25 protein-coding genes are annotated in these 22,298 nt (G+C 59.4%); 14 read left to right on the plus strand and 11 right to left on the minus strand.

What is annotated here, in order from left to right; translation table 11 throughout:
- Positions 1-4: 4 nt before the first annotated feature.
- The 3 genes from BOA8489_RS13665 to BOA8489_RS13675 all read right to left on the minus strand — a co-directional run bounded on the left by BOA8489_RS13665 (position 5) and on the right by BOA8489_RS13675 (position 2,749).
- Positions 5-1,783, minus strand: coding sequence for an acyl-CoA dehydrogenase C-terminal domain-containing protein (locus BOA8489_RS13665; RefSeq protein ID WP_093974707.1), 1,779 nt, complete (start codon positions 1,781-1,783; stop codon positions 5-7).
- A 26-nt stretch (positions 1,784-1,809) separates the two neighbouring features.
- Entirely contained in the window at positions 1,810-2,214 is a 405-nt protein-coding gene (locus BOA8489_RS13670; protein WP_093974709.1) for a MerR family transcriptional regulator, read from the minus strand.
- A 166-nt stretch (positions 2,215-2,380) separates the two neighbouring features.
- Positions 2,381-2,749 carry a MerR family DNA-binding protein gene (locus tag BOA8489_RS13675; protein WP_093974711.1) on the minus strand — a complete coding sequence of 123 codons (369 nt, stop codon included), beginning with the start codon at positions 2,747-2,749 and terminating at the stop codon, positions 2,381-2,383.
- Positions 2,750-2,867: 118 nt separating this feature from the next.
- Here BOA8489_RS13675 and BOA8489_RS13680 point away from each other — a divergent pair, with 118 nt between their 5' ends.
- Genes BOA8489_RS13680 through BOA8489_RS13690 form a run of 3 tightly spaced genes read left to right on the plus strand, consistent with a single transcriptional unit; the run spans position 2,868 to position 5,128 of the window.
- Positions 2,868-3,305 (plus strand): PaaI family thioesterase, encoded by a 438-nt coding sequence (locus BOA8489_RS13680; protein ID WP_093974814.1) that lies wholly within the window; start codon positions 2,868-2,870, stop codon positions 3,303-3,305.
- Positions 3,302-3,793 carry a PaaI family thioesterase gene (locus BOA8489_RS13685; protein ID WP_093974713.1) on the plus strand — a complete coding sequence of 164 codons (492 nt, stop codon included), beginning with the start codon at positions 3,302-3,304 and terminating at the stop codon, positions 3,791-3,793. The genes BOA8489_RS13680 and BOA8489_RS13685 overlap by 4 nt, the downstream gene beginning before the upstream one ends.
- Positions 3,794-5,128, plus strand: coding sequence for an MATE family efflux transporter (locus BOA8489_RS13690; protein WP_370807218.1), 1,335 nt, complete (start codon positions 3,794-3,796; stop codon positions 5,126-5,128). It begins immediately after the preceding gene.
- On the opposite strand, the gene arsC is transcribed toward BOA8489_RS13690, so the two are convergent.
- Genes arsC through BOA8489_RS13705 form a run of 3 tightly spaced genes read right to left on the minus strand, consistent with a single transcriptional unit; the run spans position 5,125 to position 6,847 of the window.
- A complete protein-coding gene (gene arsC / locus BOA8489_RS13695; RefSeq protein WP_093974714.1) occupies positions 5,125-5,469 on the minus strand; it encodes an arsenate reductase (glutaredoxin) in 345 nt (114 codons plus the stop codon). The genes BOA8489_RS13690 and arsC overlap by 4 nt on opposite strands.
- The gene (locus BOA8489_RS13700) at positions 5,466-6,512 is read right to left on the minus strand and encodes a quinone-dependent dihydroorotate dehydrogenase (protein WP_093974716.1); all 1,047 of its coding nucleotides are present in this window, start codon (positions 6,510-6,512) and stop codon (positions 5,466-5,468) included. The genes arsC and BOA8489_RS13700 overlap by 4 nt, the downstream gene beginning before the upstream one ends.
- The gene (locus BOA8489_RS13705) at positions 6,509-6,847 is read right to left on the minus strand and encodes a DUF952 domain-containing protein (protein ID WP_093974818.1); all 339 of its coding nucleotides are present in this window, start codon (positions 6,845-6,847) and stop codon (positions 6,509-6,511) included. Before BOA8489_RS13705 ends, BOA8489_RS13700 begins: the two co-directional genes overlap by 4 nt.
- Before the next feature lie 128 nt (positions 6,848-6,975).
- Here BOA8489_RS13705 and BOA8489_RS13710 point away from each other — a divergent pair, with 128 nt between their 5' ends.
- Positions 6,976-8,538, plus strand: a complete 1,563-nt coding sequence (locus tag BOA8489_RS13710; RefSeq protein ID WP_093974718.1) for a bifunctional metallophosphatase/5'-nucleotidase — start codon at positions 6,976-6,978, stop codon at positions 8,536-8,538.
- 60 nt (positions 8,539-8,598) lie between these two features.
- The gene (locus BOA8489_RS13715; RefSeq protein ID WP_093974720.1) at positions 8,599-9,258 is read left to right on the plus strand and encodes an SOS response-associated peptidase; all 660 of its coding nucleotides are present in this window, start codon (positions 8,599-8,601) and stop codon (positions 9,256-9,258) included.
- A gap of 199 nt (positions 9,259-9,457) precedes the next feature.
- Here the strand turns inward: BOA8489_RS13715 and BOA8489_RS13720 are convergent, their stop codons facing one another.
- Together BOA8489_RS13720 and irrA are read right to left on the minus strand one after the other, a co-directional pair.
- Positions 9,458-11,341, minus strand: coding sequence for an SLC13 family permease (locus BOA8489_RS13720; protein ID WP_370807221.1), 1,884 nt, complete (start codon positions 11,339-11,341; stop codon positions 9,458-9,460).
- 179 nt (positions 11,342-11,520) lie between these two features.
- Positions 11,521-11,937: an iron response transcriptional regulator IrrA gene (irrA, locus tag BOA8489_RS13725; protein ID WP_093974722.1), complete on the minus strand. Its 417-nt coding sequence runs from the start codon at positions 11,935-11,937 to the stop codon at positions 11,521-11,523.
- A 184-nt stretch (positions 11,938-12,121) separates the two neighbouring features.
- Here irrA and fabA point away from each other — a divergent pair, with 184 nt between their 5' ends.
- The 4 genes from fabA to BOA8489_RS13745 all read left to right on the plus strand — a co-directional run bounded on the left by fabA (position 12,122) and on the right by BOA8489_RS13745 (position 15,830).
- Complete coding sequence (gene fabA / locus BOA8489_RS13730; RefSeq protein WP_093974822.1) at positions 12,122-12,631, plus strand: bifunctional 3-hydroxydecanoyl-ACP dehydratase/trans-2-decenoyl-ACP isomerase; 510 nt, start codon at positions 12,122-12,124, stop codon at positions 12,629-12,631.
- 176 nt (positions 12,632-12,807) lie between these two features.
- Complete coding sequence (locus BOA8489_RS13735; protein ID WP_176440306.1) at positions 12,808-13,542, plus strand: CBU_0592 family membrane protein; 735 nt, start codon at positions 12,808-12,810, stop codon at positions 13,540-13,542.
- A gap of 274 nt (positions 13,543-13,816) precedes the next feature.
- On the plus strand, positions 13,817-15,037 hold the full coding sequence (fabB, locus tag BOA8489_RS13740; protein WP_093974726.1) for a beta-ketoacyl-ACP synthase I: 1,221 nt from the start codon (positions 13,817-13,819) through the stop codon (positions 15,035-15,037).
- 4 nt (positions 15,038-15,041) lie between these two features.
- Positions 15,042-15,830 (plus strand): enoyl-ACP reductase FabI, encoded by a 789-nt coding sequence (locus tag BOA8489_RS13745; protein WP_093974728.1) that lies wholly within the window; start codon positions 15,042-15,044, stop codon positions 15,828-15,830.
- Positions 15,831-16,086: 256 nt separating this feature from the next.
- On the opposite strand, the gene BOA8489_RS13750 is transcribed toward BOA8489_RS13745, so the two are convergent.
- Positions 16,087-17,037: an L-threonylcarbamoyladenylate synthase gene (locus BOA8489_RS13750; RefSeq protein WP_093974730.1), complete on the minus strand. Its 951-nt coding sequence runs from the start codon at positions 17,035-17,037 to the stop codon at positions 16,087-16,089.
- A gap of 125 nt (positions 17,038-17,162) precedes the next feature.
- Between BOA8489_RS13750 and BOA8489_RS13755 the strand changes: the two genes are divergently transcribed.
- From BOA8489_RS13755 to BOA8489_RS13775, 5 genes are all read left to right on the plus strand, one after another.
- Positions 17,163-18,869: an acyl-CoA dehydrogenase family protein gene (locus tag BOA8489_RS13755; RefSeq protein ID WP_093974824.1), complete on the plus strand. Its 1,707-nt coding sequence runs from the start codon at positions 17,163-17,165 to the stop codon at positions 18,867-18,869.
- Positions 18,869-19,918, plus strand: coding sequence for an MBL fold metallo-hydrolase (locus BOA8489_RS13760; protein ID WP_093974732.1), 1,050 nt, complete (start codon positions 18,869-18,871; stop codon positions 19,916-19,918). The genes BOA8489_RS13755 and BOA8489_RS13760 overlap by 1 nt, the downstream gene beginning before the upstream one ends.
- On the plus strand, positions 19,918-20,379 hold the full coding sequence (locus BOA8489_RS13765; protein ID WP_093974735.1) for a DUF6173 family protein: 462 nt from the start codon (positions 19,918-19,920) through the stop codon (positions 20,377-20,379). Before BOA8489_RS13760 ends, BOA8489_RS13765 begins: the two co-directional genes overlap by 1 nt.
- 87 nt (positions 20,380-20,466) lie before the next feature.
- Positions 20,467-20,601, plus strand: coding sequence for an aa3-type cytochrome c oxidase subunit IV (locus BOA8489_RS13770; protein WP_093974737.1), 135 nt, complete (start codon positions 20,467-20,469; stop codon positions 20,599-20,601).
- A gap of 19 nt (positions 20,602-20,620) precedes the next feature.
- Entirely contained in the window at positions 20,621-21,226 is a 606-nt protein-coding gene (locus BOA8489_RS13775; RefSeq protein WP_093974739.1) for a hypothetical protein, read from the plus strand.
- A gap of 3 nt (positions 21,227-21,229) precedes the next feature.
- Here BOA8489_RS13775 and BOA8489_RS13780 read toward each other — a convergent pair whose 3' ends face one another.
- Positions 21,230-21,553: an AzlD domain-containing protein gene (locus tag BOA8489_RS13780; RefSeq protein ID WP_093974742.1), complete on the minus strand. Its 324-nt coding sequence runs from the start codon at positions 21,551-21,553 to the stop codon at positions 21,230-21,232.
- Positions 21,550-22,251, minus strand: coding sequence for an AzlC family ABC transporter permease (locus BOA8489_RS13785; protein WP_093974745.1), 702 nt, complete (start codon positions 22,249-22,251; stop codon positions 21,550-21,552). The genes BOA8489_RS13780 and BOA8489_RS13785 overlap by 4 nt, the downstream gene beginning before the upstream one ends.
- Positions 22,252-22,298 lie beyond the last annotated feature (47 nt).

The following is a 22,298-nucleotide window of genomic DNA, read 5'->3' on the forward strand; positions in this document are numbered from 1 at the left end:
GGTTTTAGAAGTTTGCGGCCTCCAGCGTCATTACCGGGTCGGCCCCGGACTGAATACGCGCAAGATGCGTCGATGTCATGGGCAGTTGCCGCGCCATGTAAAAGCGCCCGGTTTCGATCTTGGCCGTGTAGAAGGCCGTGTCGGTGGCGCCGTTGGCCAGGGCGTCTTGCGCAGCTTTCGCCATTTGCGCCCACATCAGGCCGGTGGCGACATGACCAAAGAGGTGCATAAAGTCATACGACCCGGCGAGCGCGTTGTTGGGGTTCTTCAGGCCGTCGGACATGAAATACATCGCAGCGGTTTGCAGATCCTTCGAGGCCGCTTTCAGCGGATCGAGGAACTGGGCTTTCAGCGTGTCGTTGCCGTCGTTTTCCTTGATAAAGGATTTCACCATTTCAAAGAACGCCATGATGGCTTTGCCGCCGTCCTGACCGAGCTTGCGACCCACAAGGTCAAGCGACTGGATGCCGTTCGTGCCTTCGTAGATCATCGCAATGCGGGCATCGCGCACAAACTGCTCCATGCCCCATTCCTTGGTGAAGCCGGAGCCGCCGAGGGTTTGTTGGGCCAGAACGGTGGCTTCGAAGCCCTTATCGGTCAGGAAGCCTTTCATCACCGGAATCAACAGCGAGATCATCGCTTCGGCATCTTTGTCGTCGGCGCGCTGCGAACGGTCGATCATGGTCGCGCCCCAATAGACCAGCGCCCGACCACCTTCAGCGATGGACTTCTGGTCGAGAAGGTTCCGGCGTACGTCCGGGTGGACGATGATCGGATCGGCCGTGCCGTTTGGGTTTTTCGTACCGGTCACGTCGCGACCTTGCAGACGGTCGCGGGCAAATCCAAGCGCGTTCTGATAGGCGACTTCTGCTTGCGCGTAGCCTTGAAGCGCGACCGACAGGCGGGCTTCGTTCATCATGGTGAACATGGCGCGCATGCCTTTGTGCATTTCACCAACAAGCCAGCCCGTGGCGCCGTCATAGTTCATTACGCAGGTCGAGTTGCCGTGGATACCCATCTTGGATTCCAAACCTCCGCAGGTCACCGCGTTGCGATCACCAAGCGAGCCGTCTTCGTTCACGAGGAACTTGGGCACGACAAAGAGCGAGATGCCTTTGACGCCGTCTGGGCCGTTCGGGATTTTCGCAAGCACAAGGTGGACGATGTTCTTGCCAAGGTCGTTCTCGCCGCCTGAAATCCAGATCTTCTGACCGGAAATCTTGTAGCTGCCGTCGTCCTGCGGTTCGGCTTTCGTGCGGATGAGGCCCAGATCCGTGCCGCAGTGCGGTTCGGTCAGGTTCATCGTGCCGGTCCATTCGCCGGAATAGAGCTTGGGCAGATAGGTGGCCTTTTGTTCGTCCGAACCATGTTCGTGGAGCGCCGAGGCCGCGCCGTGGGTCAGGCCGACATACATCTGGAAGGCCATGTTGGCGGAGGAGAACATCTCGCCCGTTGCGGTGTTCAAGAGGTGAGGCATGCCTTGGCCACCGTACTCGGGGTCACAGTCCAGACCCATCCAGCCACCTTCCGCCAAGGTGGCAAAGGCCTCTTTGAAGCCTTTGGGCGTGCGCACGACGCCATTTTCCAGCGTGCAGCCTTCTTCGTCACCGACGGTGTTCAGGGGTTGCAGAACATTGGCGGCGATCTTGCCGGCTTCTTCAAGAACGGCGCCGGTGAAATCAGCTTCCAGTTCGTCGTAGCCGGGGGTGTCGCTTTCAGAAACCTTCAGTACTTCGTGGAGCAGGAACTGAATGTCTTTGACGGGGGGTGTAAAGGTTGGCATCGGGCGGTCCTTCGTATCGGATGTGTCTATTCTGCGGCGGAGGTTGACGTGGACGTCAAGGAGGCAATTACTTCGCTGCCCCAGTCCATCTGCTGGCGCAGATCGTCGATGGCGACTGTCAGTTCGTCGCGTTGGCGGATCATGTCGCCCAGACGCTCTTTGGCCAGTTCATGCGCACGTTGTATCTGCGCGAGGTTCTGGCCGGATGTATCGTAGAGGTCGAGCAACTGACGTATGTCTTCAAGGCTAAAACCAAAGCGTTTCCCGCGCAGTACCAGTTTCAGGCGCGCGCGTTCGCGGCGTGTATACAGGCGGCGTGTGCCCTGGCGAACAGGCGACAAAAGCTCTTTGGCCTCATAGAACCTGAGCGTGCGGGGGGTTACGTCGTAGGCGTCGCACATCTGGCGAATGGTTAGGTAGTGTTCTGGCATGGATCTCTCCAATAGTTGGTCAGACCAATTGATTTGGTAGCTGACATGACAATCCGGAGTGAGTCTCGCAAGTGAAGTTGACGTGAACGTAAGGGATACGTTGCGTCACAAGTCGGTTCGGCGGATCAGCGCGCGGTTTGAGTGCTGCTGCGTGCCGAAAAGCGCCTTATTCGAGCGATTTCAGAACATCAGCGCGGGCACGCTTCAGATCTTCGATGGTCTTTTTCAAGGTCGCGAACTCAGCGTCCAGAACCTCGATCTGACGATCTGCAAGCCGCACGAATTCGTGATATTGCGGCGCGGTTCCCTCGGATTCGTAGATCAGGAGCCACTGGCGAATTTCTTCAAGACTGAAGCCCCAGCGGCGTCCGCGAAGAATGAGGGTCATGCGGGCAATTTCGCGCGTGCCGTAAAACCGGGACCTGCCTTCTTTTTCCGGCTGAAGAAGCTCGATATATTCGTAATAACGCAAGGTCCGTGGCGTAACGTCGAAACGTGCGCACATTTCCTTGAAATTCAAGCGTTCTCCAGCCATGGGCTCTCCCTTGGATCAGGTTAACGGTGGTTTCGGCGTTGATCAACGGCCATGATGAAGACGACGCTTGCAACGACAGCGCGGCGCTGATTGATAGTGACAGATTGGGAGAGATTTGGTGTCTGACGATCTCAGGGCGCAGGTGGCGCGACAGTTTATCGAAAGCATTCCGCATGCCCGTGCATTGGGGATGTCCTTTGTCGAGATCGGCGCCGGCACGGCGGAACTGTCGATGCCGTATGACAAACGCCTGATTGGCGATCCGGCAACCGGTGTTGTCCACGGTGGGGCGATTTCAACGCTAATGGACACGTGCAGCGGGGCTGCGGTGATGGCGCATCCGGTCAATCCGGGCAGCACGGCGACGCTGGATTTGCGGATTGACTACATGCGCGCGGCGACGCCCGGACAGACATTGGTTGCACGGGCCGAGTGTTATCATGTGACGCGCACAGTCGCCTTTGTACGCGCCGTGGCGATGGATGATAATCGCGACAATCCAGTGGCCACCGCGACGGGTGCGTTTACCGTCGAGATCGCGGGGGCAGACGTATGAGGCGGCGACCCGAACCGATGCAGGTCGTCAAGAAGCGGCGGGATGCTGCGCTGGCGACTTTGGTTGCGGGTGTTCCCTATATCCGGTTCTTGAATATCACCTTTGATCGGCGCGGGGATGAGCTGACCTCGGTATTGAATTTTGACGATCAGATCATTGGCAATCCGACGCTTCCCGCAATTCATGGAGGCGTCACGGCGGCGTTTCTGGAAACAACGGCGATCATCCAGCTTGGATGGCAGGAGTTGTGGCAAGAGATCGAGGGCGGCGACGCATCGGTGCCACACAGTTTGCCTCGGTTGCCGAAAACGATTGATTTCACGGTCGATTATCTGCGGTCGGGCTTGCCTCGGGATGCCTATGCGCGGGCGCGTGTGAACCGCTCGGGACGGCGCTATGCAAGTGTGCATGTCGAGGCGTGGCAGGACAATCGCAGCCGTTTGTTTGCGCAAGCGACGGGCCATTTCCTGATGCCTTCGGACACCTAGATGAGCATGGCGGATGCTGGAAAAGTCGCCAGGCCGATCACGCATCGGCGGGTTCTGGCGATTGCGATCCCCATCGTCGTATCGAATGCGACGATCCCGATATTGGGGATCGTGGATACAGCGGTGGTTGGCCAATTGGGTGATCCGGTTCCGATTGGCGCGGTGGGCATCGGCGCGATCATTTTGTCGGCGATCTACTGGGTGTTTGGGTTCTTGCGGATGGGTACGGTCGGGCTGACCGGGCAGGCGCTGGGTGCCGATGATCAGGCGGAAGCGGACGCGCTCTTGAGCCGCGCGTTGCTGATCGGATTAACGGGCGGTGCGGTGATCATCATCTTGCAGGCGGCTTTGTTCGCCGGGGCGTTTCAACTGTCGCCCGCGTCGGCCGAGGTCGAGGCCATGGCGCGCGGCTATATGGAGATCCGGGTCTGGTCGGCGCCGGCGGCCATTGCGCTTTATGGCATTACAGGCTGGCTGATTGCAGCCGAGAAGACCAAGGCGGTGCTGGTCATTCAGGTTTGGATGAACGGACTGAACATCATCCTGAATTTCGTCTTTGTGCTGGGGTTCGGTTGGGGTGTGAACGGGGTCGCCATCGCAACGTTCGTGGCAGAGTGGTCCGGGTTTGCCGTCGGGTTATGGTTTTGCCGCGATGCGTTTCTGCGGCCCTTCTGGAAGCAATGGGGCCGGGTTCTGGACCGGACGCGATTGATCCGCATGGCGGCAGTCAACGGTGATATCCTGATACGGTCGTTGCTGTTGCAGGCGATTTTCGTGTCGTTCCTGTTTCTGGGCGCGGATTTCGGCGATGTGCCCTTGGCGGCCAATCAGGTGTTGTTGCAGTTTCTGCATGTGACTGCCTATGCGCTTGACGGGTTCGCTTTTGCCGCCGAGGCCTTGGTGGGGCAGGCGATGGGCGCAAAATCCGTGGCGCGGCTGAGGCGGGGAGCGGTGGTGACAAGCATTTGGGGCGGTGGCGTGATGGTCTTCTTCGCGCTTGGCGTCTGGGTGTTCGGTCCGGCAGTAATCGATTTGATGACGACCTCCGAGGATGTGCGAGCAGAGGCGCGCATTTACCTGCCGTGGATGATCGCGGCTCCGGTGCTGGGCGTGGCGTCATGGATGCTGGACGGCATATTCATCGGCGCGACACGCACCGCCGACATGCGCAACATGATGGTGGTTTCCGCAGCGATTTATGCTGTCGCGGCCTGGGCGTTGGTGCCGGCCTACGGCAACCACGGGCTTTGGATGGCGCTTTTGATTTCGTTCATTGCGCGCGGTGTCACACTGGCCGTGCGCTATCCGGCCTTGGAACGTTCGGCGCGGGTCTAGAGGATGTCGAGCACGGCCTCCGGGGGGCGTCCGATGCGTGCTTTTGCGTTCGCGAAAACAATGGGGCGTTCAATCAGGCTCGGGTGGGTCGCCATCGCAGCGATGAGGACGTTTTCGTCCGCCACGTCTTTCAGGCCAAGATCCTTGAACAGTTTCTCACCTTTGCGCAGCAGGTCTTTGGCCGGCAGACCAAGCTGAGACAGCGCCCAATGGAGCTCCGCCTCGGTCGGGGGCGATTGCAGATAGTGGCGCACTTCGACGGAAGTGTCCCTCGCTTCGAGCAGGGCAAGCGTTTGGCGCGACTTCGTACAGCGCGGATTGTGCCAGATCGTGACCGTCATGCGTAGTCCTTTGCCGTCGTGCCGACGGCTTCGCTGATATGTTTGAAGTCATCGTGCGCAAGGCGTTCATCAAGGCCGTGCACGATGCGCGGGATCAGGGACATGCCCAAATACACCATCGCTGTGTAAAGCTGGACGGCTGAAGCGCCAGCGCGGATTTTGGCGTAGGCATCGGTGGCGGAGGCGATGCCACCGACGCCGATCAGGGGAATCTTACCTCCGGTTTCGAGATAAAGCCGGCCCAGAACGCGGGTTGAGGGGGCGAAAAGCGGCCGGCCCGACAGACCCCCGGCCTGATTTTTATGTGCGCTTTGAAGGCCTTCGCGCGAAAGCGTTGTATTGGTTGCGATGATCGCATCAACGCGTGTTTCAGCGGCGACCTGGGCGATTTCCGCGATTTCGCCATCTGTGAGATCTGGCGCGATCTTGAGGAAGACCGGCGTGTCGCCCTTGATCTCCATCACGCCTGCAAGAAGGGCGCGCAGGGCGTCGGCCCCTTGCAGGTCGCGAAGTTTCTCGGTGTTGGGCGACGAGACATTGACGGTGGCGAAATCGATGTGGGGTGCAGCGATACGCAGCACCTCGACAAAGTCGCGCGCCTTGTCGGCGCTGTCTTTATTGGCGCCAAGGTTCAGGCCAACCGGAATGTCATGGGGGCGGTTTGCGAGGCGCTCTGTGATGGCCTCGACGCCTTCATTGTTAAAGCCAAAACGATTTATTGCAGCGCGATCCTCGGACAGGCGAAACAGGCGCGGGCGCGGGTTGCCCGGCTGCGGACGTGGCGTGGCGGCGCCGACTTCGAGAAAGCCAAAGCCCGACCGCATCAAGGGGGCGATGACCTCGGCGTTTTTGTCAAAGCCCGCTGCGAGCCCGACCGGATTGGGCATCTTTAAGCCAGCGATGCTGGTCGCCAGTGCAGGCGAAGTCGGAGGCGTGATATTGGGCGCAAATGGGGATTTCAGGGCCCTCAGGGCGAGGCTGTGGGCTGTTTCGGGATCGATGCGGCGCAGTGCGGCCAGACCAATGCGTTCTAACCCGCTCATTCGACGCCCTCGGGAAGGATATGGCCGTCTTTGCCCTTGGGATAGGGGCGGGCCCACAGGATGTCCGAAAGCCGCATTTCACGATACAGATGAGGAAACAGTTGGCCGCCGCGCGATGGCTCCCATTTCAGGTCCGCTCCAAGTAGGTCTGCATCAAGTGCAAGAACCATTAGGTCGCCGGCGCCTGCAAAATGCTTGGCGGCAGTCTCGGTGATCTGGGCGGCGGTTGAGAAATGGATGTAGCCATCCGTGACGTCAATCGGCGCGCCCTGCGTTGTGCCATTGACATGCATCAATTGCCATTCGGATGGGCGGAATATCTTGAAAATGAGCATGGACCCGTCTGTGGCGCGCGCGCCGCGTTCGGTCAAGCGAGTTTACGTCAAGTCGTGTCATCTTTTTTTGACTCGGGCGCGCTAAAGGGTCAGTGTTGAAATTGATTACGACAGGGGAGTCTTCCAAGATGATCAAAAAATTCATGTCCGGCGGAGCCATTCTGGCACTTAGCGCCGGCGCTGCCATGGCTGATTTCAGCCTTACGATTCTACACACAAACGATTTTCACGCGCGGTTCGAGCCAATCAGCCGGTTCGACAGTGGCTGCGGCGAAGAAGATAACCTGGCGGGAAGCTGCTTTGGTGGCTCAGCGCGCCTGATGACGGCGATCGAAACCGCGAAAGAGCGCACCGACAACTGGCTGCTTGTTGACGGCGGCGATCAGTTTCAGGGCACGCTTTTCTATCAGTACTATAAGGGTGCTGCGGCTGCTGAGATGATGAACAACATGGGCTATGATGCGATGACCGTGGGCAACCACGAGTTTGACGACGGCCCGGAAGTTCTGCGTGGGTTCGTGAACGCAACGAACTTCCCGATCCTTATGTCAAACGCCGATATCTCGGGCGAGCCTTTGCTGGCCGGAGCGATCCAGAAGTCGACGATTGTCGCCAAGGGCGGTGAGCGGATCGGCCTGATCGGTCTGACACCACAGGACACGGATGAACTGGCAAGCCCCGGTCCGAATGTAATCTTCACCGATCCCGTTGAGGCGGTTCAGGCCGAGGTCGACATGCTGACGGAAATGGGCGTGAACAAGATCGTCGTTCTGTCGCATTCGGGCTATCAGACGGACCTTCGGGTGGCTGAAGGCACAACCGGTGTTGATGTGATCGTTGGGGGTCACTCGAATACGCTTTTGTCGAACGTCAATGATCGCGCGGCCGGTCCGTACCCGACAATGGTTGGCGAAACGGCTGTTGTGCAGGCCTATGCGTACGGCAAATACCTTGGTGAACTGAAGGTTGTTTTTGACGATGAAGGTGTCATCTCATCCGCAACCGGCGAGCCGATCCTGATGGACCGTTTCGTGTCTGAAGACGAGACGATCAAGGCGCGTGTGAAGGAAATGGCGGCCCCTCTGGAGGAAATCCGGAACGCTGTTGTGGCCTCTGCGGCGGCGCCGATTGAGGGCGACCGTTCTGTGTGCCGTGTCGAGGAATGCCCAATGGGCAACCTTGTCGCGGACGCGATGCTTGAGCGGGTGAAGGATCAGGGTATCCAGATTGCCTTCGCCAACTCGGGCGGTATCCGGGCGTCGATTGACGGTGGTGAAGTGACGATGGGTGAAGTGATGACGGTGCTGCCGTTCCAGAACACCTTGTCGACGTTCCAGACCACGGGCCAGGTGATCATCGATGCGCTTGAAAACGGTGTGAGCCAGGTCGAGGAAGTTGCGGGGCGTTTCCCGCAGGTGGCGGGTATGACCTTCACCTGGAATTCTGCTGCGGAACCCGGAAGCCGGATCGTGGAAGTGATGGTTGGCGGTGAGCCGATTGATCCTGCAGCGACCTATGGCGTTGTGACGAACAACTATGTTCGCAACGGTGGCGATGGATACAAGATGTTCTCGACCGAAGCGATGAATGCCTATGACTTCGGGCCCGACCTGGCAGATGTTCTGGCCGAGTATATGGCCGCGATCGCTCCGGCGAATCCGATGGTTGAGGGTCGGATTACCAAGCAATAAAAGCTTTGCGGCGCGGGGGGTTAGCCTTTCGCGCCGCGCCTTTCGGGAGGGCGTTTTCGGATGTGTGGGCGGTTTGCGATCACCCTTCCAGATGACGCGATGGCGGCCTTGTTCGAGGCGTCCCCGGCCAACGATCTACCCCATATTCCGAACTATAATGTCTGTCCGACCGTGCAGGTTCATACCGTCACGTCCGACGAAGGTGTACGGCGGTTGAGGCCAATGCGCTGGGGGTTTGTGCCGCATTGGTACAAGACGCCGACAGACGGGCCTTTGCTGATCAATGCCCGGTCAGAAACGATTGCCGAAAAGCCCGCGTTTCGCACGGCGGCCCGGGAGCGTCGGTGCCTTGTTCCGGCGACGGGGTTTTATGAATGGACAAAGGACAGCGAGGGTAACCGGCTGCCTTGGTATATCCATCCCAGCGAGGGCGAAATGCTAGCCTTTGCGGGGGTTTGGCAGGTTTGGGACAAGGGCGAGGAGCCGCTGGTAACCTGCGCGATCGTGACGACCGGCGCGAACCAGAAGATGTCGTCGATCCATCATAGGATGCCAGTGATTTTACGCGCCGAGGATTGGCCATTGTGGCTGGGTGAGGCCGGAAAAGGGGCGGCGACTTTGATGCATCCGCCGGCGGAGGATGCTTTGGCGTTTCATCGCGTCGACCGGGCAGTGAATTCGAACCGGGCGTCGGGACCGGGGTTGATCGAGCCGGTGTAGCTGCGCGCGCGGATCTCAAAGGTTAATTTAATGAAATGAGGAGTTTGAGGCGTTCTGCTGAACGTCGGTACAACGTCGGTATGACGTCGGTATCACGTCGGTGCGACCGTTCGGTGCGTTAAGATAGAACCGCAAGATGTGGTGCGCACGTTAACCTTGATTAAGTGTTCGAGACCGCGCCGCGCGGTCTTTCAGGGCTTCAGAACACCACGTTCATCACGAAAAGCGACACGACCAGGAACAGGATGGTCATGATGCCTCCGCTCTTAACGAAGTCGATCACCTTGTAGCCCGCTGGACCCATGATGAGGGCGTTCACCTGATGGGTCGGGATAAGGAACGAATTGGACGTCGAAATCGCGACGGTGAGGGCGAAAATCGCGGGGTCTCCGCCTGCGGCGATGGCGATGGAGACGGCGAGCGGGACCAGAAGCACCGTGGCGCCAACGTTGGACATGATAAGCGTGAAGATCGTCGCGAGCACGGCGAGGCCTGCCTGAAGCGACCAGATCGGCCAGCCATCGAGCAAAAGCAGGATTTGTTGCGCAATCCAACCGGCGGTGCCCGAGCTTTGGACGGCCTGACCCAGCGGGATAAGGCTGGCGAGGAGGAACACGGTGCTCCAACTGACGGCTTCGTAGGCTTCGTCGATGTCGAGGACTTTGGTGAGGATCATGCCTGCCGCACCCGTGAGCAGGCACAGCGACAGGCGCAGATCGGTGAACAGGATCAGGGACAGGGCTATGACGAAAAACAACAGAGCCCAGCCGACCTTGGTGGGGCGCAGTTCTTCTTGCGGGTAGTCGGTGGTGACGACGACGAAATCGCGGTTGCGGCTGAGGCGCGTCAGTGCGTCCCATGTGGTGAGGATGACCAGAGTGTCGCCCGCGCGGAAGGGGACTTCGCCGATCTGGGTGTGCGTGTGGTCTTCGGATTCGACGAGGCTGAGGGTTTCTTCGCCGCGATGGATGGCCAGCATGCTGGCGCCATAGGTCTTGCGGAAGACCAGATCGTGGGCGCATTTGCCAATAACCGACGAGCCGGGCGGAATGACGATTTCGGCGACCCCGGATTTTGTCGGAGCGTAGTCCTCGGCGAAGACGTCGAGTTTGGCGTGGAGCGTGAAGCCCATGTCCTCGGTCATATGAACGACGTCTTTCCGGTTGCCCAGAATGGCGAGGCGGCAAGGGGTGGTAATCTCGGTCTGGATGACGGGCGCGAACCATGTCTTGCCGTGGTAGGCGCTGCCGATGATGTAGATATGGTACTGCTTGATGAGGTCATCGAAGGTTTGTCCGGCGACCCGGTGACCTTCGGGGATGGTGATTTCGAAGATGTCGGTTTTCAGCCCGTAGAGGCTTTGCAGGTATTCCTTGGTGGATTGCGCGCTGGTGGCTTCGCCGTCTTTTTGACCGCTTGGCAGGACCCAGCGGCCAAAGATGGTGAAATAGAGGATGCCGGTGGCCACAAGAGCGATGCCGACGGGGGTGACCGAGAACAGGCCGAAGGGTTCCATCTGCGCGGCGGCGGGCAGGGCTTGGTTGGCCGTCAGGATGAGGTCGTTGAGGAGGATCAGCGGAGACGAGCCGACCATGGTCATGGTGCCGCCAAGGATCGCGCAAAAGCCCATCGGCATGAGGAGCCGGCTGAGCGGCAGTTCGGTACGCACGGATATGCGGCTGACCACGGGCAGGAACAGGGCTGCGGCGCCGACGTTCTGCATGAAGGACGAGATGATGCCGACGGTACCGGAGATGATCGGCACGACGCGGGTTTCGGTGCTGCCGCCGTGTTTGAGGATGAAAGCGGCGACTTTGCTCATGAGGCCGGTTTTGTCGAGTCCTGCGCCGATGATCATCACGGCGATGATCGACACGACCGCGTTCGAGGCGAGGCCGTTGAACAACTGACTGACGTCAGCGAGATTGTGCAGGCCCGGCAGTTGGCTGATGAGGCCGAGGAGTACCATGACGAGGATGGCGGCGAAGTCTATCCGGACGATTTCGGAGACAAAGAGGATGACTGTGAAGGCAAGCAGGCCCAGAACGACCATCATCGGGTAGGTGAGTGTAATTGCCTCCAAGGCTGTCCCTCCCTCGCTCTTTTCGCGGGCCAGCTTGAGTGTGGCTTTCGCGGTGGCGGTTGTTCAGAGACTTTGCACTTGTTTTGGGGTGTCTGTCTATTGCCGTGATGATTGCGCGCAGGGATACACGCGCGAAAAGCAGTTCGCGGGCGAGTTCAATTGCGATTTAGAATAGAGGCCTAGCGCTTGCGCAGGCGGATCACGACGTCGACTTTTGCGATCTCGGTGCCTTCGGGGGCATCGGGCAGGCGCAGGATTTCAAGCTGGTCGGCGGGCGCGTCGGTAAGGCGGGCGTCTTCTTCCCAGTAGAAATGCGGGTGATCGTCGACGCGGGTGTCGAAGTAGCTTTTCGAGCCGTCCACGGTGACTTCCCGCACCAGGCCCGCGTCGCAGAAAGCCCGCAGCGTGTTGTAGACTGTAGCCAGCGACACGGCGTCATCGCTGGATTGCGAGGCGGCGTGGAGGCTTTCGGCGGTGACGTGGCGGTTTTGACCGTCACCCACCAGAAGCGACGCCAAAGCGAGGCGTTGGCGGGTCGGGCGCAGGTCGGCCTTTGCAAGCCAATCAGTGACGCGTGTCTGTGTGTCGGTATCCATCGGTCTCAAACCACCTTGTTTGGAAGAATATAGGGTGCTTGGGGTCTTGGTTTCAATGTGAAAACCGACGTTTTACAGGAATGTCACACCCATCTGGGCACTTGCGCCACATTCATCGGCCTTGATATGGGCGTCTGACGATGTGACAAACTGCAACAACGATAACATGACGGGACGTGCAGACATGGCTGATTATCCAACCTCATTCGACCGCGAGGGTCTTTTGAAATGCGCACGCGGCGAGCTTTTCGGCCCCGGGAACGCGCAATTGCCCGAGCCTCCGATGTTGATGATGGACCGGATCACGGACATTTCCGCGGACGGTGGAGAGCACGGCAAGGGGCATGTGGTTGCCGAGTTCGATATCAAGCCGGACCTTTGGTTCTTTGACTGTCATTTCCCCGGCAACCCGATCATGCCGGGCTGTCTGGGTCTGGATGGTTTGTGGCAGTTGACGGGCTTCAACCTTGGCTGGCGCGGCTGGCAGGGGCGTGGCTATGCGCTGGGCGTGGGTGAGGTGAAGCTGACGGGGATGGTGCGGCCCGATCGCAAGATGCTGACCTATTATGTGGATTTCACCAAGGCCATCCAGAACCGCCGTCTGACGATGGGTGTCGCGGACGGACGTGTCGAGGCGGATGGCGAGACGATCTATCTGGTCAAGGACATGAAGGTGGCGCTGAGCGAGAGCTGAGTGCGGATCAGGCATTGGCACGAAAAAAGGCAGTTTGAATCGGTTCGATGCTCGGTGGCATCGCCGCACAGTTATTGATATTGCTTTGTGAGTATCCCCGGACCTAACGTCTGGCCATGAGCATTCCTGTTTGGAGTGCGTTTTGGGGCAAACGCCCTGGTCGGGGAGTCGCATCTTTGCCTAATATCAATGAGTTGATAGGCGGCCTTGATTTTCTCGACGGAGTGGGAACGGCCGGGGTGCTTGCCTATGTCGGCGCGTATCTTGCGTTGCAACTTGGCGTGGTTAAAGGCGACGTTTACATCTTTCCATCGGTCAATCTTGCGGCTTCCCTCGCTGTTCTTTTCAGTCTTACGGGCGACTTCAACCCTTTTTCGGTCACGATCGAGATTTGCTGGTCAGTGATAAGCGTGATCGGAATAACGCGGATATATATCATCCATCGCTTCGTAAGATTGACCGAAGAGGAAGCCGAGGTCGCCCGCCGTATTGTTCCGTCCCTGAAAAAGGATAGTGCCAGGAGGTTGCTGAAGCTTGGGCGTTTTACGGATGCTGACGAAGGAACCATCCTTACTGAGCAGGGAAAGTCCGTTGTCGATGTGGCGATGATCATGGGCGGCCTTTGCCACATTGAAAGGAATGGCAAGCATATTGCCTCGATTTCAGTCGGGGCTTTGGTCGGTGAATTGACACTTGCCACTGGCGCGCCTTCCACGGCAACCGTTCGGTGTGTGGTCCCGTCACGATTGTTTCTGATAAGTCGTAATGTGCTTTGGGGATTCTTGCAGCGCAATCCCGAAGCCATGGCGGATATGGAGCGATCAATTGCGGGAGACTTGCGGTTGAAGCTGACAGATACATCAACGCGGCTATCGAGTGCATTGGGAGACGGAAGTACTTTGTCGAATTGAGCGTCCGGAAATGAGGCCGGTTCAGTCCGGCTGTCATGGGATCGAGACAGAATTGAAAGGCTCTTTGTTCGACTCGGCTGTCGAAGGGGGCGAAGCGAAGGTATTTGCTGTTCGCCACCTAAGGTTACTGAAGACTGCATTCTGCAAAAACTGGCTAATTCGGGCTTGAAGCAGGCCTTCACCGATTTTTGGTCTCGTGCCCCCTTCTCCTATCTGCTTGCCCCTTCACGCTCGCCTGTCCTAGATAGGCAGGAGCCTTGAAGCAGGAGAGAACATGCGTCGCGTCGTTATTACCGGGATCGGAATCGTCTCACCCATTGGAAATTCGGCCTCGGAGGTCGAGGCGAGTCTGCGCGCCGGCAAGTCGGGTGTGGTTGCCGCGCCGGAATATGCCGAGCATGGGTTTCGCAGTCAGATTCACGGCAAGCCGCAGATCGAATTGGCCGATCATATCGACAAGCGTCAGTTGCGCTTTATGGGGCCGACGGCGGCTTATGCCTATCTGTCGATGGAGCAGGCGATTGCGGATTCCGGGCTGAAAGAGGCGGAGGTTTCGAACGAGCGTGCCGGTCTGGTCGCCGGATCGGGTGGCCCGTCGACCTCGAACTTTTTCACGGCGTTCGATTGCGTGATCAATAAGGGTGCGCCCAAGCGCATGGGGCCGTTCATGGTGACGCGCTGTATGTCGTCGACCGTGTCGGCATGCCTTGCGACGCCGTTCAAGATCAAGGGCGTGAACTATTCCATTACGTCGGCCTGTTCGACGTCGGCGCATTGCATCGGCAATGGTGCCGAACTGATCCAGATGGGTAAGCAGGATGTCGTTTTTGCCGGTGGCGGTGAGGAACTGGACTGGACGCTGTCCTGCCTGTTCGACGCGATGGGCGCTATGTCATCAAAGTATAACGACACGCCGGAGAAAGCCGCGCGGGCGTTCGATGCGACACGCGATGGCTTCGTCATTGGCGGCGGTGGCGGCATGGTTGTTTTGGAAGAACTGGAACATGCCAAGGCGCGCGGTGCCAAGATTTACGCGGAAGTGACGGGCTATGGGGCGACGTCCGATGGTTACGACATGGTCGCGCCGTCCGGCGAGGGCGGCGAGCGGTCGATGCGTCAGGCGATCTCGACGATCGGGGATCGCAAGGTCGATTACATTAATGCGCACGGGACGTCGACGCCGGTCGGTGACATCACCGAGGTCGAAGCGGTACGCCGCGTGTTCGGCGACGATCACGCGCCGATTTCCTCGACTAAGTCGATGACCGGGCATTCGCTGGGCGCGACGGGCGTGCACGAGGCGATCTATTCGCTGATCATGATGCAGGGCGGGTTTATCGCGCCGTCGATCAATGTGACCGAGCTGGACCCCGCGCTGCGCCCTGAAGAGATCGTGACCGAGACGCGGGATGCGGATCTCGATACGGTGTTGTCAAACAGCTTTGGATTTGGCGGCACGAATGCGACACTTGCGATGAGCAAATACCACGGGTGATAGAATGCCGGGATTGATGACAGGAAAACGCGGGCTGGTCATGGGCGTCGCGAACGAGCGTTCGATCGCTTGGGGGATTGCGAAGGCTTTGGCGGAAGAAGGCGCCGAGCTGGCGTTTTCATATCAGGGCGAGGCGTTCGGCAAGCGCCTTCAGCCTTTGGCCGAGAGCGTCGGGTCGGACATTCTGGTGGATGTGGATGTGACGGATGACGCGTCGATGGACGCGGCGTTCAAGGTTCTGTCGGAGCGTTGGGGGTCATTGGACTTTCTGGTGCATTCGATTGCCTATTCGGACAAGAACGAGTTGACGGGGCGTTTCATCGACACCAGTCGCGCGAACTTCAGGAACTCGCTGGATATTTCTTGCTATTCGTTTGTCGACGTGGCGCGCAGGGCGCGGCCGTTGATGACAAATGGCGGGTCGATGATGACGCTGACGTATATGGGGTCGATCCGGGTACAGCCGAATTACAACGTCATGGGGGTTGCGAAGGCGGCTTTGGAATCGGCGGTGCGGTATCTGGCGAACGATCTGGGGCCCGAGGGTATTCGTGTGAATGCGATCTCACCGGGGCCAATGAAGACGCTAGCGGGGGCGGCGATTGGCGGTGCGCGCAAGACCTACAAGACCACGGAAATGAACGCGCCTTTGAGGTCCAACGCGACTCTGGAAGCGGTCGGTGGCACAGCGGTGTATTTGGCGTCAGATCATGGAGCGTTTACCACTGGCGAGATTATCCGCGTCGATGGCGGGTATCACATTCTTGGTATGATGCAGGCAGAGAATCTCTGAAGGGGACCTGAACCAACCGGCAGAGAATTGGATATTTAAGCCAAAAAGAAAGACAATTTGAATAAAATTGTCGGCGCCGTGATGAGCGGTGGACGCTTGTCCAGCAGTCGCGCGCCGCCGTGTTGCGCACTTGAAAAGGCAATCCTTTCCCATCGTCAGTCCTTTGGGTCAGAAAAATCCTGGGGGCGAGGAGCCTTCGGCGACGAGCAGGGCGGAGCCCCGCCACCGCGACATCGGAGGTGGCGCAATAAAAGAGTCAGTTGCGCGGCGCAGCGGCCCGGGTGAGGCGGTCGTTTATCGCACGCCCAAGGCCTGTGTTCGGAACTGGGGCGACGCAAATGGCGCGCCCTGTGGCATCCGCAATGTGAAGGGCTTCGAACAGATGCGCGGCGGCTTCCTGAAGGTCCCCGTTTCGCGACAGCGAAATGTCACCGTCGATGGGCCCGAAGCCGATATGGAATTCCTCAGCTTCAGGCTTGGTTGCATTCAGCCGAACCCGGCTTTTCGGTGCGTAGTGCGAAGCGAGTTGTCCCGGGGCTGTTGGCATGCCTTTTTCCGTGTGCGTTCGCAGTTTGGTTCCAAGGCATGCCTCGATGGCTTCGGCAGGAATACCGCCTGCGCGCAGCAGGACAGGGCCTTCGTCAAACCCCACGATGGTGCTTTCAAGACCGACCGGGCAGGGGCCTGCGTCGATTACGGCGTCGATCCGACCGGAAAGTCCGTTCAGGACATGTGCAGCGGTGGTGGGAGAAATCTTGCCGGAGGGGTTCGCCGACGGTGCGGCGATGGGTGTTTTGGCGGCCTGCAGAAGCGCGGTCGCGATGGGGCTTGATGGCACGCGCAGGGCGAGATGCGCGCCGCCTGCCGTGACCAACTTCGAGACCCGTGTATTTGGCTTCAGTGGCAGGACCAGCGTGAGTGCGCCCGGCCAGAAGGTGGCGGCAAGCCGGAGTGCATCCTCATTGAAGTCGCAGAGTGTTTCGGCGGCCCGAAGGTCGGCGACATGCGCGATCAGCGGGTTGAAGCTTGGCCGGCCTTTGGCAGCGAAGATACCTGCGACGGCAAGGTCGTTCGTTGCGTCTGCTCCAAGGCCGTAGACGGTTTCGGTGGGGAACGCGACCAGTTCGCCGTCGGCAAGTCTTTGACCCGCCTCGGCAATCTCGGCCTGGCTTGTGCCAAGGATGCGTGTTTCGACCGTTTCGTTCATTTGCCGCTTTCGTGACGCTGCGTTCAGGTTGTGGGGCTGCTGTGCTTGCGCGCAATGTGCGGGCAGCCTCGGGGGTGGGCTTAGCGCCGCCGGGGGAAATTGCCAAGCTGACAGATGAGGTCGGGATGTCCTTTCGTTCGCCAGTTTCAGATGTTGAGTTCGTGCTTTCGGCGGTTGTCGGGTATAATCAACTTGCTGAAACCAAACGTTTTGAAGATGCAGGCGCCGAGACCGTTTCTGCGGTTCTTGGGGAAGCGGGTCGTCTTTGCGACGAGGTTGTCGCGCCTTTGAACAGGGCCTCGGATTTGCAGGGTGCGCGTCTGGAAGACGGTGTTGTGCGTGTCACGCCCGGTTTTGATGCGGCATATGCGGCGTTTTGTGACGGTGGCTGGGTTGGTCTGGCTGCGTCGCCGGAACGTGGCGGCATGGGGTTGCCGGAGACGGTTCAGTTTGCGGTGAATGAGTTTCTGTCGGGCGCGTGTCTGTCATTTCAGTTGCTCCCGTTGCTGTCGCAGGGGCAGATCGAAGCTTTGGAAGCCCACGCCTCGGAAGAGATCAAGGCGCTGTACATGCCCAAGCTGTTGACCGGCAAATGGTCGGGCACGATGAACCTGACCGAACCGCAGGCGGGGAGTGACGTCGGCGCGTTGCGCACCAAGGCCGAGCTGAATGGGGACGGCAGTTTTGCGATCAGCGGGCAGAAGATTTTCATCTCGTGGGGTGACCATGATCTTTCGGAAAACATCTGTCATCTGGTTCTGGCGCGACTGCCGGATGCGGCTGCGGGAACGCGGGGGATCAGTCTGTTCATGGTTCCGAAGTATCTTCCCAATCCGGATGGCACGCTAGGAACTGCCAATGCGCTGAACGTGGTCAGTCTTGAGCACAAGATGGGTCTGCACGGATCGCCAACGGCAGTCATGAATTATGACGGCGCGACGGGCTGGCTTGTCGGTCCCGAGAACGGTGGGATGGCGGCGATGTTCACGATGATGAACGCGGCTCGGCTTGCCGTCGGTTTTCAGGGGGTCGGAGTGGCCGAGGCGGCGTATCAGAAGGCGGCGGCTTTTGCCTCGGAGCGCAAGCAGGGGGCTGTCGGCGGCACGGGGGCGATTATCGAGTTCGCCGATGTGCGTCGGATGTTGATGGGCATGAAGGCCGACGTCTTTGCGGCGCGGGCGATTTGCTATGCCTGCGCGGTGGCTTTGGACATGGAGAAGGCCACAGGCGACGAGGCCTGGATGGCGCGGGCGGCGTTTCTGACGCCGATTGCCAAAGCCTTTGGTTCGGATGTGGGGGTTGAGGTCTCGGGAACGGGGCTGCAGATTCACGGTGGCATGGGGTTTGTCGAGGAAACCGGCGCAGCGCAGTTTGTGCGCGACGCGCGGATCACGCCGATTTATGAAGGTACCAACGGTATTCAGGCGATGGATCTGGTGGGGCGTAAATTGTCCGACGGCGGCGAGGCGGCGTTCAGGCTTCTGGACGAGGTCGAAGCGAATGCCGAGGCTGCGCGCGCGGTCCTGCCCGAGCTTGGTGAGCCGGTCTGGAGTGCGGCGGAGACGCTGCGCGAGACATCCGAGTGGTTGGTCGCGCAGGATCAGGGCGCGCGTAATGCAGTGGCGGTTCCGTTCCTGCGCGCTTTTGCGCGGGTCCTGGGCGCGGATGCGCATTTGAAGGCGGCTTTGGCGGAAGATGGAAAAGGGCCGCGGGCGGGTTTGGCCCGGTTCTATATCGACCGGTTGTTGCCTGAACATGACGCGCTCTGCGCACAGGTGCGGGTCGGGGATAAAGGGCTTTACGACCTGAGCGTGGATGACCTACTTGCCTGATGGCAAAACTGACCCGAAAACTACGTTATCCGTTCGAGACACCGCCTCCTGAAGGTGAAGTCACTGAGGTGGTTGATGGAATCCTCTGGGCGCGCTTGCCGCTGCCGATGGCTCTGGATCATGTGAACGTCTATATTCTGGATGGCGATGATGGCTGGACCATCGTCGATACCGGCTTCAATTCGCGGCGTACGCGGGCGATCTGGCAAAAGTTGCTGGAGGGGCCATTGGCAGGCAAACCCGTCGCGCGGGTTTTGGTGACGCATCATCATCCCGATCATGTCGGGCTTGCGGGCTGGTTCGTCACCGAGCATGGGGCCGAGTTGCTGATGTCGCGCACGGCGTGGCTGATGGCGCGGATGCTGACGCTGGACGAGCAAGCGGTGCCGCCGCCAGAGACGATGGCGTTCTGGAAATCTGCGGGGATGTCGGCCGAGATACTGGCAAGCCGCGCCAATGAGCGACCTTTCAACTTTGCGGATGCGGTCGCGCCGATACCGCTTGGGTACACGCGTGTCACAGGCGATAGCCGGTTGGTGCTAGGGGGGCGTGGATGGCTGGTCCTGGAGGGCAACGGTCATGCGCCGGAGCATCTGACGCTTTGGTCCGAGGATTCGCAGGTCGTTCTGGCGGGGGATCAGATCATCCCGTCGATCTCGCCCAACATCGGGGTCTATGCGACGGAGCCGGAGGCCGATCCGTTGGCAGAGTGGCTGGAGTCATGCGAGCGGTTTCAGACCTTCGCGACCCCGGGGCAGTTGGTATTGCCTGGGCATAAGCTGCCATTCATCGGCACCGAGACGCGGCTGGATCAGTTGATTCAGAACCATCACGGGGCGTTGCAGCGGCTGGAAGCATTTCTGGTTGAGCCGCACACAGCAGCGGAGTGTTTCCGCACTCTGTTCAAGCGCGACATACCGAGCGGCGAATACGGGCTGGCTCTGGTCGAGGCCATGGCACATTGCCTGCATCTTTGGCATGATGGTCGCGTGACACGCGAGATGCGCGAGGATGGCGTCTGGGCATGGCAGGTGCGGGGAGACGTGTGATGGATGAAAAGATCGAGACTACCGCAGAGCATGCCGAAGCCGCGGCAATGCGTTTGGCGCGCGCGGTGCATACCGGCGAGGGGCCGTGTCCCGGCCCGGAAGATGCGCCTCTGCCGGACGCGATTGCCAAGAAGCCCGTCGCGCAGAAATCTGAGGCCGAATGGGCCTATGAGCGGCTGATCCTTTACATCAAGAATTTCGAAGAACAGCTCGACGGCGAACAAGAGGTCGCGATGGGCCTGACGGACACGGGTGCGGGGATTTTGCGGATCGAGGGTTTGGGGTATTTCGATCCCGATATTGTGACGTTTTACGGCACTGACGGTATGGGCGCGCGCATACAACTGGTGCAGCACGTAAGCCAGTTGAATGTCGTACTGCGCGCCAACCCAAAGCCGGATAATGCCACACCGGCGCGCCGCATCGGTTTTGATCTGGTCAAAGCGCTGGACAACGGCTGAGGTGCGGCCATAGGTCGTGCGGTTCGGTCGTGACACCGGCAAAAGATTGCGATAGCACCGTATCAAACAGGAACCGGAGAGACCGCCATGGCTGAACACAAGCACGGCAGCATGAACATCGAAGATCACGAGAAGACTTTCGCAGGCTTCATGAAGTGGTCAAAGAACGTCGTGATTTTTGCGATTGCCGTTCTGATTTTCCTCGCGATCTTCAATACTTGATCTGTCGGGCGTGAGGGCGATGATCCTCCGCTGGCTGATTGTCTTAAGTTTGCCTTTGCTGCTGGCCGCCTGTGGTGGGCCGGCGGAACCCGTATGGGCGCCGGATTCGGTTGTGAAGCAGGCACGTTATGCCCACGCCGGGCCGCCGCGCGTGACGCTGTTCACGGTAATCAGCACGCGCAATGGCTCGGGTGGGCATTCGGGTTTGATGGTAAGCGGCGCAGAGCGGGTGATGTTTGATCCCGCGGGCTCGTTCAAAGTGCCGTTTGTGCCCGAGCGCAACGATGTCTTGTTCGGCATGACTGATCGGGCTTTGGCGGCATATGTCGATTATCATGCGCGCCCCGCCTGGGAGGTCCGGGTTCAGGAACTGGATGTGTCGCCGTCGCAGGTGGCCGCCTTGTTGGCTGCGGTCAAGGCTTATGGCGCTGTTCCGAAGGCTCAGTGTTCATTGGCCATTTCGCGGATATTGTCGCGCGTGGAGGGGTTTGAAGGCGTCGGCGTCGGATATTTTCCGAATGCGCTGGCGGGAGATTTCGCGGCTTTGCAGGGCGTGCGTGAGAGTTTGGTAACGGACGCAACTGCCGACACAAGTCACAACGTGATTTTCGAGCCGCGGCCCTGAGTTTCAAAGCAGCGCATTCAGGGCGAAAAAGGTTGCGATGCCGGCCATGGCGCCGGGAAACAGGCCTTTGCGCCACCATCCGATAAGACTGGTCGCGACTGCCGCTGCAATCAGCGTCGGGTCCATTTGCCCATTCGCGTCGGTTGCCAGAACGAGCGGGGCCACAAGGCCCGGCAGCACCGCGACAGGCGTATAGCGCAGGTGCCGCAGTATCCATTCCGGCAAGTCCCGTTTGCCAATGAGGCCAAGAAACGAAAAGCGGATCATGTAGGTGCAGATCCCCATGATCACGATGATTGCCCAGATTTGTGTTTCGGAATAACTCATCGCCCGCGCCTGCGTTCAATTTCGGCGCCGACGATCATTGCAAGCGCGGCGGCGACCAGAAGGCCAGTGCCCGAGGGCAGGAAGGCCAGCAACAGCGCGGCAATGATCGAAGTCACGGCGGCCGCGAGGTGGGCCAGCGTTTTGACCATTGGCGCGACAAGGGCCAGAAACAGGATCGGCATAGCGAAGTCGATATCGATCCCGACGAGAATGCTTTTGCCGAAGATCGCTCCGAGAAAGGTTCCGAGGAACCAGAGCGGTGTCATCAGCGAGACGGTGCCAATGAAGAAGCGGACTTTTTCGCGGACGTTCAATGGCGGGTTTTGTTCGTAGCGTGCCATCGAGATGGCGTAGCTGGAGTCGTAATTGAGGTAGGCTACAAAAGCGCGGTGCCAGAAAGGTGCGCTGCCGAGATGCGGTTGCAGACTGGCCGAATACATCGCCATGCGCAGGTTCACGGCTAGGGCGGCGGCGACGACGCTCCAGACCGGGGCGTCCTCGATCATCAGTTGCAGCGCGGTGAATTGCGACGCGCCTGCGACCACAACAAGCGAGAAGCCAGACGCCTGTGCGATGCTCAGGCCGGCTTCGGTCGCCACGATGCCGAAGAAGACGGAAAACGGAAAACCCACCGCGATAAACGGCATACCGGCCCAGAAGCCAGCGACAAACGGGGATTTTGGTATGGTGGAGGGCATAAAGGCGTCCTAGTCTTGTGCCGCGCATATCGCAGGACAAAGGCTGA

This window comes from Boseongicola aestuarii (genome assembly GCF_900184815.1).
GTDB lineage: Bacteria > Pseudomonadota > Alphaproteobacteria > Rhodobacterales > Rhodobacteraceae > Boseongicola > Boseongicola aestuarii.